This window comes from Achromobacter ruhlandii, assembly GCF_002082135.1.
GTDB lineage: Bacteria > Pseudomonadota > Gammaproteobacteria > Burkholderiales > Burkholderiaceae_B > Achromobacter > Achromobacter ruhlandii.
The window spans coordinates 3,661,155-3,673,609 of record NZ_CP017433.1 but is presented as its reverse complement, the minus strand read 5'-3'; the positions used below and the strand labels follow the sequence as shown (position 1 = coordinate 3,673,609).

Here is a 12,455-nt window from a genome sequence, read left to right as displayed (position 1 = left end):
GCTGCGCGGGCGCGGCCGGCCACGGCCGGGCCCGATGCGACGCCCCGTGCCGCTCCCGCCCCCGGGGAGAGGGCGCGGGGCATTGCCATTCGTGGCGGGTCTACGCCGCCGCCTGCGCGTCGCGCGCCCGGAAGGCCGCGGCGCAGGCTTCGCAGATGGCCGCGGTGATGCCCTGGCGGGCGTGTTCGCGCCGCTCCAGCATGCCGATGGCGCGCGCCGACGGCCCCAGGTCGTCGGGCAGGGGCAGGATGCGCAGTTGCGGGCTGTCGCGCCAGTTCGAGCCGTTGATCAGCGGCAGCAGCGTCACCCCGACCTCCTGGCGCACCAGTTCGATCAGAGTCTCGATCGCGTTCAGTTCCAGGAATTCATCCAGCGGCACCGCCAGGCGCCGCAGCAGGCGGTCGATCTGCAGGCCGGTGCGCTGGGTGCGGTCAAAGCGCAGGAAGGGGTTGCCGGCCAGCACCTGGCGCGCGTCGCGCCCGGCGGCCGAGGGCGGGGCGATCACCACCAGCGGTTCTTCATAGAGCGGGGTCCAGCGGGTGCTGGCCATCTTGCGGCCGGCCTCCACCAGGAAGGCCGCGTCCAGTTCGCCGTCCTCGACCTTGCCGGCCAGTTCGCTGGCCTTGCCCGACAGGATGCGCACGTCCAGCCTGGGGTGCGACTTCTTCATGCCCGACACCACCTTGGACAGGGTGCCCATGCAGGACACGATGCTGCCCACCGAGACCGACCCCGCCAGTTCGCCCGGCACGGTGCGCGGCAGTCGCATGCGGTCGTATAAATCCAGCAAGTGCTTGATTTCCGGCAGCAATTCCCGGCCCGCCGCATTCAGGATGGCCAGCCGGCCGCTGCGGTCGAACAGCTCGCGCCCCAATTCCGCCTCCAGCGAGCGCATCTGGAAGCTGACGGCGGCCTGTGTCAGGGCCACCTGCTCGGCCGCCTCGGAAAACGAGCCATGGTGGGCGACGGCCAGGAAAGTGCGCAGGAAACGGATCGTGCTCATGGGGTTAATTCACAAAAATTTCTTTCATGACCGAACAAAAAATCAAATTGATTTAATTAGATCACGGGAGTACCTTCGCCTGCTTACCTATATGTGAGACAGGCGCCATGAAATCCTTTGACTGGGTCAATCCGTATCCCTCCATCCGCATCCCGCTGTTCGCGCGCAACGTGGTGTCCACCTCGCACCCGCTCGCGGCCCAGGCCGGCCTGCGCATGCTGCTCAAGGGCGGCAACGCGGTTGACGCCGCCATCGCCGCGGCCGCCACCATCGTGCTGGTCGAGCCGGTCTCCTGCGGCCTGGGCGGCGACTGCTTCGCCATCGTCTGGGACGGCAAGGAACTGCATGGCCTGAATTCCTCCGGCGTGGCCCCGGCCGCCTGGAATGTCGAGTATTTCAAGCGCAAGTACGGCGTCGGCGCCGACGGCCTGGCGATCCAGCCCAAGCGCGGCTGGGACGCGGTCACGGTGCCGGGCGTGGTGGCCGGCTGGTCCGCGCTGCACGAAAAGCTCGGCAAGCTGCCGTTCGAGCAACTGTTCGAGCCGGCCATCGAGATCGCCGAGCGCGGCTACGCCGTGCCGCCGGTGGTGGCGCACAAGTGGGCCGCCGCCGCCAATGAACTGAGCAGCCAGCCGGGCTATGCCCAGGCCTTCATGCCCGAGGGCCGCGCGCCCAAGGTCGGCGAGCACTTCCGCTTTCCGGACGCGGCCCACACGCTGCGCCGCATCGCCGCCTCGAAGGGCCGCGATTTCTACGAAGGCGAGCTGGCCGAGCGCATCGCCGCCTTCAGCCAGGAATGCGGCGCCGCCATGACGCTGGAAGACCTGCGCGGCTATCGGCCGGAGTGGGTCAAGCCGATCTCGCGGTCCTATCGCGGCTACGAGTTGCACGAGATCCCGCCGAACGGGCAGGGCATCGCCGCGCTGATCGCGCTGGGCATCGTCGAGCGCTTCAACATCGCCGACCTGCCGGTCGACTCGGTGCAGTCGCAGCACGTGCAGATCGAGGCCATGAAGCTGGCCTTCGCCGACCTCTACAAGTACGTGGCCGACCCGCGCTCGATGGAAGTCACGCCCGAGCAGATGCTGTCGGACGACTACCTGGACAGCCGCGCCAAGCTGATCCGCCTGGACGGCGCCACCCATTTCAGCGCCGGCCGTCCGGCCGCCGGCGGCACCATCTACCTGACCGCCGCCGACGAGAACGGCATGATGATCTCGTTCATCCAGTCCAACTACATGGGCTTCGGCTCGGGCGTGGTCGTGCCGGGCACCGGCATCAGCCTGCAGAACCGCGGCGTCGGCTTCTCGATGGATCCCAAGTCGGCCAACGTGGTCGAGGGCGGCAAGCGGCCGTTCCACACCATCATCCCGGGTTTCCTGACGCGCGGCGGCAAGCCGGTCATGAGCTTCGGCGTGATGGGCGGCGACATGCAGCCGCAGGGCCACCTGCAGACCGTGATCCGCATGGTCGACTACCACCAGAACCCGCAAGCCGCCTGCTGCGCCCCGCGCTGGAAGGTCAACCGCGATTTCACGCTGGATATCGAGACCAATATGAAGGCTTCCACTATTGCGGGCCTGAAAGACCTCGGGCATGCTTTGAAATCCGTGGACGATCCGTACATGGATTTCGGCGCCGGCCAATTCATCTGGCGCATGTCCGAAAGCGACAACGAGCTCGGCTACGTCGCCGCCAGCGACAGCCGCCGTGACGGCCAGGCCGTGGGCTTCTGACACGCGCCTTGCCGCCGGGCATCGCAACCCGGCATTGCAGCCACAAGGGGAACAAACACAATGAAACGCTTTACCATGACCTTCGGCGCCAGCGTGCTGGCGCTGGCCGCCGGCGCCGCCTGCGCGCAGAACATCCGCATCGGCCTGCAGGAAGATCCGGACGTGCTGGACCCGCACCGCGCCCGCACCTACGTCGGCCGCATCGTCTTCACCTCGCTGTGCGACAAGCTGGTGGACATCGATCCCAAGCTGCACTTCGTGCCGCAACTGGCCACCTCGTGGTCGTTCAGCCCGGACAACAAGGTGCTGACCTTCAAGCTGCGCGAAGACGCGCTGTTCCATGACGGCAGCAAGTTCGACGCCGCCGCCGCCAAGGCCAACCTGGAACGCGCCATGACGCTGCCCGACAGCCTGCGCAAGGGCGAGCTGGCCTCGGTCGAGAAGGTCGAGGCGCCCGACGCCAGCACGCTGGTGCTGACCCTCAAGCAGCCCGACGCCACGCTGCTGGCGCAGTTGTCCGACCGCGCCGGCATGATGCTGTCGCCCAAGTCGTTCGCCGACGCCGACGTGGCCGCGGTCGGCCGCAAGCCGATCTGCTCGGGTCCGTACAAGTTCGTCGAGCGCATCCAGAACGACCGCGTCGTGCTGGAGAAATTCGACCAGTACTACGACGCCAAGGACTACGCCTTCAAGCGCATCACCTTCCTGCCGATTCCGGACACCACCGTGCGCCTGTCGAACCTGCGCGCCGGCGACCTGGACCTGCTCGAGCGCCTGAACCCGTCGGACGCGGCGCAGGTCAAGAGCGACGCCAGCCTGACCTTCGCGCCGGTGGCCGGCCTGGGCTTCCAGCAGTTCATGTTCAACGTGGCCAACGGCAAGCGCGCCGAGGACAACCCGTTCAAGAACAAGCTGGTGCGCCAGGCGTTCCAGCTGGCCATCGACCGCAACGCCATCAACGAAGTGGCCGGCGGCGGCATCTTCGAACCGGCGCAGCAGCCGTTCCCGCCCGCCAGTCCCTACCACAGCGACAAGTTCCCGGTGACCAAGCGCGACGTGGCCAAGGCCCGCGCGCTGCTCAAGCAGGCCGGCTTCGACCGCGTCAAGGCCGAGGTCATGTTCGGCAACAACACCACCACCTCGTCGGTGGCCGAGATGGTGCAGGCCATGGCCTCCGAGGCCGGCTTCGACCTGTCGCTGCGGCCCACCGAGTACGCCGCGCTGCAGAAAGAATCGGCCGGCGGCAATTTCCAGGTGGTGATGCTGGGCTGGTCGGGACGGGTCGATCCGGATGGCAACATCCATAGCTTCGTGACCTGCAAGGGCGCGCTGAACGACGGCCACTATTGCAACCCGGACGTCGACAAGCTGCTCAACGAGGCCCGCACGGTGCCCGATGAAACCAAGCGCCGCGCCATCTACGACCAGGCGCAGACGATCATCCAGGACGAACTGCCCGGCGTGTACAACTACTACCAGCCGTGGCCGTTCGCGCTGGCCAAGAAGGTCAAGGGCTTCGTGCCGTACCCGGACGGCATGATCCGCCTGAAGGGCGTGACGTTCGCGCAGAAGTGATCCGGGCGCGGCGGTTCGCCGCCGCGCCCGCCGGCCGCTTGAACGCGGCCGGTCGTTTCCCGCGGCGGCCGCGCGCCGTGCCCTGACGGGCCGGCCCCGTCCGCCGCTTTCGTTCTACGGTTTTCCCTCATGCTCAAACTCATCTTGCGCCGCGTGATCGTCGCGATACCGACCCTGATACTGGTGTCGATGATCGTCTTCATGCTGCAGAAAATCCTGCCCGGTGACGCGGTGCTGACCATGGCCGGCGAAGAGCGCGACCCGGCCGTGCTGGACTATCTGCGCGAAAAATACCGCCTCAACGACCCGCTGCCGGTGCAGTACGTCGCCTGGGCCACCCAGGTGGTGCAGGGCGACCTGGGCAAGTCGCTGCGCACCGACGTGCCGGTGACCACCCTGATCGGGCAGAAGCTGCCCGTGACCTTGCAGCTGGCCGCCATGGCGATGTTCTTCGCGCTGCTGATCGGCATCCCCATGGGCATCGTCGCGGCAGTGCGCAAGGGCAAGCCGGTCGAGATGGGCGCCAACATCGCGGCGCTGTCCGGCATGTCGATCCCCAATTTCTGGCTCGGCATCATCCTGATCATGGTGGTGTCGGTGCAGTGGAAGCTGCTGCCGGCCTCGGGCTACGTGTCGCCCAGCGAGGACTTCTGGCTGTCCATCAAGACCATGCTGATGCCGGCGCTGGTGCTGTCCACCGCCATCGCCGCCTACCTGATGCGCCACACCCGCTCGGCCATGCTGGAGGCATTGTCCGCCGATTACGTGCGCACCGCGCGCGCCAAGGGCGTGTCGCCGCGCCGCGTGGTGCTGCGCCACGCGCTGCGCAACGCCCTGATGCCGATCGTCACGCTGGTGACGCTGCTGTTCGGGGAACTGATGGCCGGCGCGGTGCTGACCGAGCAGGTCTTCACCATCCCCGGCTTCGGCAAGCTGGTGGTCGATGCCGTTTTCACGCGTGACTACGCGGTGGTGCAGGGCGTGGTGCTTTGCGTGGCGGTGGGCTTCATCCTGATGAACCTGCTGGCCGACATCCTGTACATCCTGGTCAATCCCCGTCTGAGGCACGCATGAGCGCACTTCCCGCAACGGCCGCCGCCGTCACGCCGCCCCGCGCCCGCAACCGCGCCTGGGCCAAGTTCAAACGCAACCACGTCGCCATGCTGGGCCTGGGCATCGTGCTGTTCTTCGTGCTGGTGGCCCTGGTGGCGCCGCTGATCGCCAACCACGACCCGTTCCAGACCAGCTTCACCACCATCCGCAAGGCGCCGTCGGCGTCCTACTGGCTGGGCACCGATGAACTCGGCCGCGACATCTTCAGCCGCATGGTCTACGGCGCCCGCGCCTCGCTCATGGCCGGCCTGGTGTCGGTGCTGATCGCGCTGGTGGTGGGCGTGCCGTTCGGCCTGGCCGCCGGCTACTTCGGCGGCTGGACCGATAGCTGCATCTCGCGCGCCACCGAGGCGCTGCTGGCGATCCCGTTCCTGATCCTGGCCATCGCGCTGGCCGCCTTCCTCGGGCCCAGCCTGACCAACGCCATGATCGCCATCGGCGTATCGGCCGCGCCCAAGTTCATCCGGCTCACGCGCGGGCAGGTGCTGGCCGTCAAGAACGAGGACTACGTGCAGAGCGCCCGCGCGCTGGGCGCCTCGGACCTGCGCATCATCTGCCGCCACGTGTTCCCGAACGTCATGCCGCCGCTGATCGTGCAGGCCACGATCACCATCGCCACGGCCATCATCGCCGAGGCCAGCCTGTCGTTCCTGGGCCTGGGCCTGCAGCCGCCGAACCCATCGTGGGGCTCGATGCTGAACACCGCCAAGAACTTCATGACCCAGGCGCCCTGGATGTCGATCTTCCCCGGATCGGCCATTTTCCTGGTGGTGCTGGGCTTCAATCTGCTGGGCGACGGGCTGCGCGACGCGCTGGATCCCCGTCAGGACAAGTAATCATCATGGCAACCATGGATCCCAAACGCGTCGTCCAGGTCAACGACCTGACCGTGCGCTTCAAAACCCCCGAGCGCGTCGTCGAAGCGGTGCGCAACGTGTCATTCCACGTCGACCGCGGCGAAACCCTGGCGATCGTGGGCGAGTCCGGCTCGGGCAAATCGGTCACCTCGCTGGCGCTGATGCGCCTGGTGGAGTACGGCGGCGGCCGCATCGTCAACGGCGGCATGCTGCTGCGCCGGCGCAACGGCGACGTGCTGGACCTGGTCAATGCGCCCGACAGCACGCTGCAGCGCGTGCGCGGCGCCGACGTGGCCATGATCTTCCAGGAGCCGATGACCTCGCTCAACCCCAGCTTCACGGCCGGCAACCAGATAGCCGAGGCGCTGCAACTGCACCAGGGGCTGGACGCGGCCGCGGCGCGCGCGGAAACGCTGCGCATGCTGGAGCGGGTGCGCATCCCCGAGGCCCGCGCCATCCTCGACCGCTATCCGCACCAGCTGTCCGGCGGCATGCGCCAGCGCGTCATGATCGCCATGGCGCTGTCCTGCAAGCCGCAACTGCTGATCGCCGACGAACCCACCACGGCGCTGGACGTCACCATCCAGGCCCAGATCCTGCAACTGATCCGCCAGTTGCAGGAAGAAATGGACATGGGCGTGATCTTCATCACCCATGACATGGGCGTGGTGGCCGAAGTGGCCGACCGGGTGCTGGTGATGTATCGCGGCGACAAGGTCGAGGAGGGCGGTTCCGACGACGTCTTCGCGCGGCCGCAACATGCCTACACCCGCGCCTTGCTGTCGGCCGTGCCGCGCCTGGGCGCCATGCATGGCACCGACGAACCGGCGCCGTTCCCGCTGCTCAAGGTCGAGGAAGCCGCGCGCCAGGCCGAGCCGGCGGCCGCCCCGGTGGCGCAGCCGTCCACCGTGCGCCGCGACAACGGCCCGGTGCTGAAGGTGCGCGACCTGACCACCAGCTTCGACATCACCGGCGGCATCTTCGGCCGGGTGCAAAAGCGCGTGCACGCCGTCGAGAAAGTCAGCTTCGACCTGTATCCCGGCGAGACCCTGTCGCTGGTGGGCGAATCCGGCTGCGGCAAGACCACCACCGGCCGTTCGCTGCTGCAACTGGTCAAGAGCAAGAGCGGCACGATCGAGTTCGACGGCCAGAACATCGGCGCGCTGCGCGGCAGCGCCATGCAGACGCTGCGCCGCCACATCCAGTTCATCTTCCAGGATCCGTTCGCCTCGCTCGACCCGCGCATGACGGTCGGCTATTCCATCATGGAACCGCTGCTGATCCACCGCGTGGCCAGCGGCGCGGCGGCGCAGGAGCGGGTGCGCTGGCTGATGGACAAGTGCGGCCTCGCGCCAGAGATGATCGACCGCTATCCGCATGAATTCTCGGGCGGCCAGCGCCAGCGCATCTGCATCGCGCGCGCCCTGGCGCTGAACCCCAAGGTGGTGATCGCCGACGAATCGGTCTCGGCCCTGGACGTGTCGATCCAGGCGCAGATCGTCAACCTGCTGCTGGACCTGCAGCGCGAGCTGGGCGTGTCGTTCCTGTTCATCTCGCACGACATGGCGGTGGTCGAGCGCGTCAGCCACCGCGTGGCGGTGATGTATCTGGGGCAGATCGTCGAGATCGGCCCGCGCCGCGCCATCTTCGAGAACCCGCAGCATCCCTACACCAAGAAGCTGATGGCGGCGGTCCCGATCGCCGATCCGCAGCGCCGCCATCGCGAGCGCTCGCTGCTGGTCGACGAAATCCCCAGCCCGATGCGCAAGCTGGGCGACGATCCCCTCGTGGAGCCGCTGGTGCGGGTTGGGGAAGGGCACTACGTCGCGCGCCATTCCGTCGGCGTGTACTGAGCCGTGGCGCGGGCGCCCGCCGGCAAAGCGGCGGGCCCTCGCCGCGGCCCGCGCGGGCCGGCCGCGCCACAGGCGGTATCATGGCGGCCTTCAGTCATTCGCCCCATTCAACGGATTTTCTCGCCATGGCCCTGCGCGCCACTATCTACAAGGCCGACCTCAACGTGGCCGACACCGATCGGCACTACTACGGCAGCCACGCGCTGACGGTCGCCCGCCATCCCTCCGAAACCGACGAGCGCATGATGGTGCGCCTGGTGGCCTACGCGCTGCAGGCCCAGGAAGAGCTGTCCTTCACCAAGGGGCTGAGCGACACCGACGAACCGGACCTGTGGGTCAAGGACCTGACTGGCGCCATCACCCTGTGGATCGAGGTCGGGCAGCCCGAGGAGCGCCGTATCCTGCGCGCCTGCGGCCGCGCCGAGCAGGTCATCGTCTACTGCTATGGCGGCTCCGCCAGCAGGATCTGGTGGGACGGCGTGCGCAACAAGCTGGAACGCACCCGCAACCTGAAGGTCATCAATCTGCCGTCCGAGCAGACACGCGCGCTCGCCAATCTGGCCGAACGCACCATGCAGCTGAACGCCAACATCTCGGACGGCGTGGTGTATTTCTCGGCCGACAAGGGCGAAGTCAGCATCGAACCCGAAGTCTGGCGCTGATACCGCCAGGCCCTTTCCTGGAGGCGTAGGGATGAGGAAGACCCGAGCATTGGCATGGGCGGCATTGCCGCTGATGGTATTTTCGCTGCAGGCGGTCGCGGCGCCCGCCGAGGAGCCGGCCACGGCCGCCACGGACCGCATGCACGTGTTCGCCGGCGGACAGAAGGTGCTGGTCCCGGCGGGGTGGGAACTGCTGCAGGGGCCGGCTCAGGCTGGCCAGGAAATGATCATGATCGCCAAGCCTGGCGCCACCGCGGCCGACAACCAGACGTGTTCGGTCTCGCTGCGCACCATCGATCCCCCGGCGCCGCTGGGCGAGCAGGATGCCGTCCTGCCCGAAGTCGCCTGGAGCATGATGTATTCCGACCAGCAGGTGAAGGTGCTCGAGAACGGGGTGTCGACCCTGGCCGGGCTGCCGGCGCACCAGGCCCTGCTGGCCCTCACCCAGGGGGACGACCGCCAGGTGGCGCTGGTGCGGCTGCGGTTGGCGGACGGCTACACCTGGTCCCTCATGTGCTCGTCTGGAGCCTATCACCCGGGCGTCGCCCGGGAGGGCTTCGACCGCACGGCCGGGACGTTCCGCAAGGTGCTGGACAGCTTCAGCGCGCCCTGAGGGGGCTTTTCCGCCGCGCCGGCGCGCGTTCCGTGAGGAATCGTGCGCCGCAACAAAAAAAGCGTGCAAAGCGCGCGGGGTGGATTTATATTATGGTCATCATATTTAGGAGTGCCTGATCATGGCCGGCCCCGCTTCCCGTAAAGAAATGTCCCACGACCGCATCGTGGAAGCGGCCGCGCGCGCGATCCGGCGGGTCGGTTACGCCGGCGTCGGCGTGGCCGACGTCATGAAAGAGGCCGGGCTCACGCACGGCGGCTTCTACGCGCATTTTCCGTCCCGCGATGCCATGCTGGTGGCGGCGATGGAACGCGCCGGCCGGGATGGCGCGGCGCGCATGGCGCAGGGCATGGCGCGGCGCCGCGCCGAAGGGGCCAGCCCCCTGCGCGCCCTGGTCGAGAGCTATCTGTCCGAGAACCATCTACTGGCTTGCGAAAGCGGGTGCCCGATTTCGGCGCTGGCGTCGGAAATGCCGCGCCAGTCGCCCGAGGTCCGCGACATCTCGGCCAGTCGGGTGACCGGCCTGGTCGGCGTGGTGCGGCAGGCGCTGCCGGCCGACGCCGGCCCGCACGCGGCGATGGCGATCACCAGCAACCTGGTCGGCGCCATGCAACTGGCCCGTGCGCTCGGCGACAACGAGCAGGGCCGGGCCATGCTGGCGGCCGCGCGCCAGTCCATCCTGGACCAGTACGACAGCGAGGGCCGTCAAGCCGCCCACTGAACCCCTTTTTCCGGGCCGCCGCGCGCGGCCTTTCTTCACCCCATTAATATGATGATCATCATATTTATATAACCGGCCGGTGTTTCCGACCCCCCGCCAGAACGCAGCATCCAAGGAAAGACATCATGCAACTGAAGAACGCCACCGTCCTCATCACCGGCGCCAATCGCGGCATCGGCCTGGCCTTCGCCCGCGAGGCGCTGGCGCGCGGCGCCCGCAAGGTCTACGCCGGCGTGCGCGATCCGGCCAGCGTCACGCTGCCGGGCGTACAGGCCATCCAGCTCGACGTCACCAGTGACCGGGACGTGGCCGCCGCCGCCGCGCTGGCCAGGGACGTGACACTGGTCATCAACAACGCCGGCATCGCCGCCACCGGCGGCTTCCTGGCCGACGACAGCATCGAATCGGCGCGCCGCCACCTGGAAACCAACCTGCTGGGCCCGCTGCGCGTGGCACAGGGCTTTGCGCCGGTGCTCGCGGCCAAGGGAGGGGGGGCGCTGCTGAACGTGCTGTCGATCGCCAGCTGGATCAACCGGCCGCTGCTGGGCGTGTACGGCATGAGCAAGTCGGCCGCCTGGGCCCTGACCAACGGCCTGCGCCACGAACTGCGCGAGCAGGGCACGCAGGTGCTGGGCCTGCACATGGGGTTTGTCGATACCGACCTGACGCGGGGACTGGACGCGCCCAAGAGCAGTCCTGAATCGGTGGTGCGCCAGGCCTTCGACGCGCTCGAGGCCGGCGCCGAGGAAGTGCTGGCCGACGACGCCACGCGCCAGGTCAAGCAGGGCCTGTCGGCCCAGCCGCCCGTCTACCTGCAGGCATGAACCGCGCACGCCACGCCTTCCCGACCTTTCCGACGACACTTGCGAGTCCGATCGACATGCATTCGAATGCCACCTCCGCGGCTCCCCATGCCGCCGCCGCGCCGCTCGCGGCCCAATCTCCCTGGCCGATCTTCTGGATCGCCAGCGTGGCCGTGTTCCTGGTTTCCCTGGACGCGACCATGCTCTACGCCGCGTTCGGCGCCATGCGCGCCGGCTTTCCGCAGGCCTCGGCCGCCGACATGTCCTGGGTGCTGAACGCTTATACGGTGGTCTACGCCGCTATGCTGATCCCGTCCGGCGGTCTGGCCGACACGCATGGACGCAAGCGCATGTTCATGGTCGGGGTGCTGCTGTTCCTGGCGGCCTCGGCTGCCTGCGGCCTGGCGGGCAGCGTCGGTTGGCTGATCGCGGCGCGCGTGGCGCAGGCGATCGGCGCGGCGCTGCTGACGCCGGCCTCGCTGTCCATCGTGCTTGCCGCATTTCCGGCCTCGCAGCGCTCCGTGGCGGTGAGCCTGTGGGGCGCGGTGGCCGCGCTGGCGGCGGCGGTCGGTCCCAGCCTGGGCGCGTTCGTGGTCGATGCCGCCGGCTGGCCGTGGGCCTTCTACATCAACCTGCCGCTGGGGGCGTTGTCGCTCTGGTTCGGCGCCAGCCGCCTCAAGGAATCGGTGCGGCCCGAAGCGCGGCGGCGCGTCGACGGCGTCGGCATGGCGCTGCTGATGGTGGGCGTGGGCGCGGTGGCGCTGGCCATCGTGCAGTCGGAATCGCCGCACTGGAGCCGTGGCGAATTGTGGATGGTGGCGGCCATGGGGTTGGTGTCGCTGGCGGCCTTCGTGGGCTGGGCCCGCAGCACGCCGCACCCGCTGGTCGATCTGGCGCTGTTCAAGCATCGCACCTATCGCTACGTGAACCTGGCCACGCTCAGCTTCGGCATCGCCTTCGCGATGATGTTCTTCGCCTTCTTCTTCTACATGACCGGCGTCTGGCACTACAGTCTGCCGCGCGCGGGCCTGGCCGTGACGCCGGGCCCGCTGCTGGTGATGCCCACCGCGATCATCACCGGCAAGCTGGCGGCGCGCCTGGGCCATCGCCCGTTCCTGGTGGGCGGCTCGCTGGTGTACGCCGCCAGCGGACTGTGGTTCCTGCTGGTGCCGGGCGCCGAGCCCGCCTACCTGGCGCATTGGCTGCCCGGCTTGATCCTGAGCGGGTTGGGCGTGGGCCTGGTGCTGCCGTCGCTGGCCGGCGCCGCCGTCAACCGCCTGCCGCCGCAGCACTACGCGGTGGGCAGCGCCGTCAACCAGGCCACGCGCCAGATCGGCGCGGTGCTGGGGGTGGCGTTGACGGTGCTGTTGCTGGGCAAGGGGGCGCTGAGTCACGCGGACTTTGATCCGCTGTATATCGGCCATGTCGGGCTGGCGCTGTTGACGGGCCTGCTCTGCCTGGCGGTGGACACCCGGCCGCGCCCCGCGCATGCGTAAGCGCCTGCGTGGCGGGAACGAGG

The 12,455-nt window shown here is 68.3% G+C and carries 11 protein-coding genes; 10 read left to right on the top strand and 1 reads right to left on the bottom strand.

Annotated elements, in window-relative coordinates:
* Positions 1–100: 100 nt before the first annotated feature.
* Positions 101–1,003, bottom strand: a complete 903-nt coding sequence (locus AruCF_RS16530; RefSeq protein ID WP_049074468.1) for a LysR family transcriptional regulator — start codon at positions 1,001–1,003, stop codon at positions 101–103.
* Between the two features lie 107 nt (positions 1,004–1,110).
* Between AruCF_RS16530 and ggt the strand changes: the two genes are divergently transcribed.
* The 10 genes from ggt (at position 1,111) to AruCF_RS16480 (ending at position 12,432) form a co-directional block, all read left to right on the top strand.
* Positions 1,111–2,739 carry a gamma-glutamyltransferase gene (ggt, locus tag AruCF_RS16525; protein WP_049074464.1) on the top strand — a complete coding sequence of 543 codons (1,629 nt, stop codon included), beginning with the start codon at positions 1,111–1,113 and terminating at the stop codon, positions 2,737–2,739.
* A 60-nt stretch (positions 2,740–2,799) separates the two neighbouring features.
* Entirely contained in the window at positions 2,800–4,314 is a 1,515-nt protein-coding gene (locus AruCF_RS16520; RefSeq protein WP_049074462.1) for an ABC transporter substrate-binding protein, read from the top strand.
* Positions 4,315–4,443: 129 nt separating this feature from the next.
* Positions 4,444–5,388, top strand: a complete 945-nt coding sequence (locus AruCF_RS16515; RefSeq protein WP_049074460.1) for an ABC transporter permease — start codon at positions 4,444–4,446, stop codon at positions 5,386–5,388.
* Positions 5,385–6,263, top strand: a complete 879-nt coding sequence (nikC, locus tag AruCF_RS16510) for a nickel transporter permease (RefSeq protein WP_049074457.1) — start codon at positions 5,385–5,387, stop codon at positions 6,261–6,263. The genes AruCF_RS16515 and nikC overlap by 4 nt, the downstream gene beginning before the upstream one ends.
* A gap of 14 nt (positions 6,264–6,277) precedes the next feature.
* A complete protein-coding gene (locus tag AruCF_RS16505) occupies positions 6,278–8,137 on the top strand; it encodes a dipeptide ABC transporter ATP-binding protein (protein WP_104010920.1) in 1,860 nt (619 codons plus the stop codon).
* Positions 8,138–8,262: 125 nt separating this feature from the next.
* A complete protein-coding gene (locus AruCF_RS16500) occupies positions 8,263–8,799 on the top strand; it encodes a YaeQ family protein (RefSeq protein WP_049074453.1) in 537 nt (178 codons plus the stop codon).
* A gap of 31 nt (positions 8,800–8,830) precedes the next feature.
* On the top strand, positions 8,831–9,412 hold the full coding sequence (locus tag AruCF_RS16495) for a hypothetical protein (protein WP_144419142.1): 582 nt from the start codon (positions 8,831–8,833) through the stop codon (positions 9,410–9,412).
* A gap of 121 nt (positions 9,413–9,533) precedes the next feature.
* Entirely contained in the window at positions 9,534–10,133 is a 600-nt protein-coding gene (locus AruCF_RS16490) for a TetR/AcrR family transcriptional regulator (protein ID WP_049074448.1), read from the top strand.
* Between the two features lie 125 nt (positions 10,134–10,258).
* On the top strand, positions 10,259–10,957 hold the full coding sequence (locus AruCF_RS16485) for an SDR family oxidoreductase (RefSeq protein ID WP_049074446.1): 699 nt from the start codon (positions 10,259–10,261) through the stop codon (positions 10,955–10,957).
* A gap of 56 nt (positions 10,958–11,013) precedes the next feature.
* Positions 11,014–12,432: a DHA2 family efflux MFS transporter permease subunit gene (locus AruCF_RS16480; protein ID WP_049074443.1), complete on the top strand. Its 1,419-nt coding sequence runs from the start codon at positions 11,014–11,016 to the stop codon at positions 12,430–12,432.
* Positions 12,433–12,455: the final 23 nt, after the last annotated feature.

Bases quoted from the DNA above. Each gene is read 5' to 3' on its own strand.
- AruCF_RS16530 (WP_049074468.1), bottom strand. From the start codon at position 1,003: ATGAGCACGATCCGTTTCCTGCGCACTTTCCTGGCCGTCGCCCACCAT.
- ggt (WP_049074464.1), top strand. From the start codon at position 1,111: ATGAAATCCTTTGACTGGGTCAATCCGTATCCCTCCATCCGCATCCCG.
- AruCF_RS16520 (WP_049074462.1), top strand. From the start codon at position 2,800: ATGAAACGCTTTACCATGACCTTCGGCGCCAGCGTGCTGGCGCTGGCC.
- AruCF_RS16515 (WP_049074460.1), top strand. From the start codon at position 4,444: ATGCTCAAACTCATCTTGCGCCGCGTGATCGTCGCGATACCGACCCTG.
- nikC (WP_049074457.1), top strand. From the start codon at position 5,385: ATGAGCGCACTTCCCGCAACGGCCGCCGCCGTCACGCCGCCCCGCGCC.
- AruCF_RS16505 (WP_104010920.1), top strand. From the start codon at position 6,278: ATGGATCCCAAACGCGTCGTCCAGGTCAACGACCTGACCGTGCGCTTC.
- AruCF_RS16500 (WP_049074453.1), top strand. From the start codon at position 8,263: ATGGCCCTGCGCGCCACTATCTACAAGGCCGACCTCAACGTGGCCGAC.
- AruCF_RS16495 (WP_144419142.1), top strand. From the start codon at position 8,831: ATGAGGAAGACCCGAGCATTGGCATGGGCGGCATTGCCGCTGATGGTA.
- AruCF_RS16490 (WP_049074448.1), top strand. From the start codon at position 9,534: ATGGCCGGCCCCGCTTCCCGTAAAGAAATGTCCCACGACCGCATCGTG.
- AruCF_RS16485 (WP_049074446.1), top strand. From the start codon at position 10,259: ATGCAACTGAAGAACGCCACCGTCCTCATCACCGGCGCCAATCGCGGC.
- AruCF_RS16480 (WP_049074443.1), top strand. From the start codon at position 11,014: ATGCATTCGAATGCCACCTCCGCGGCTCCCCATGCCGCCGCCGCGCCG.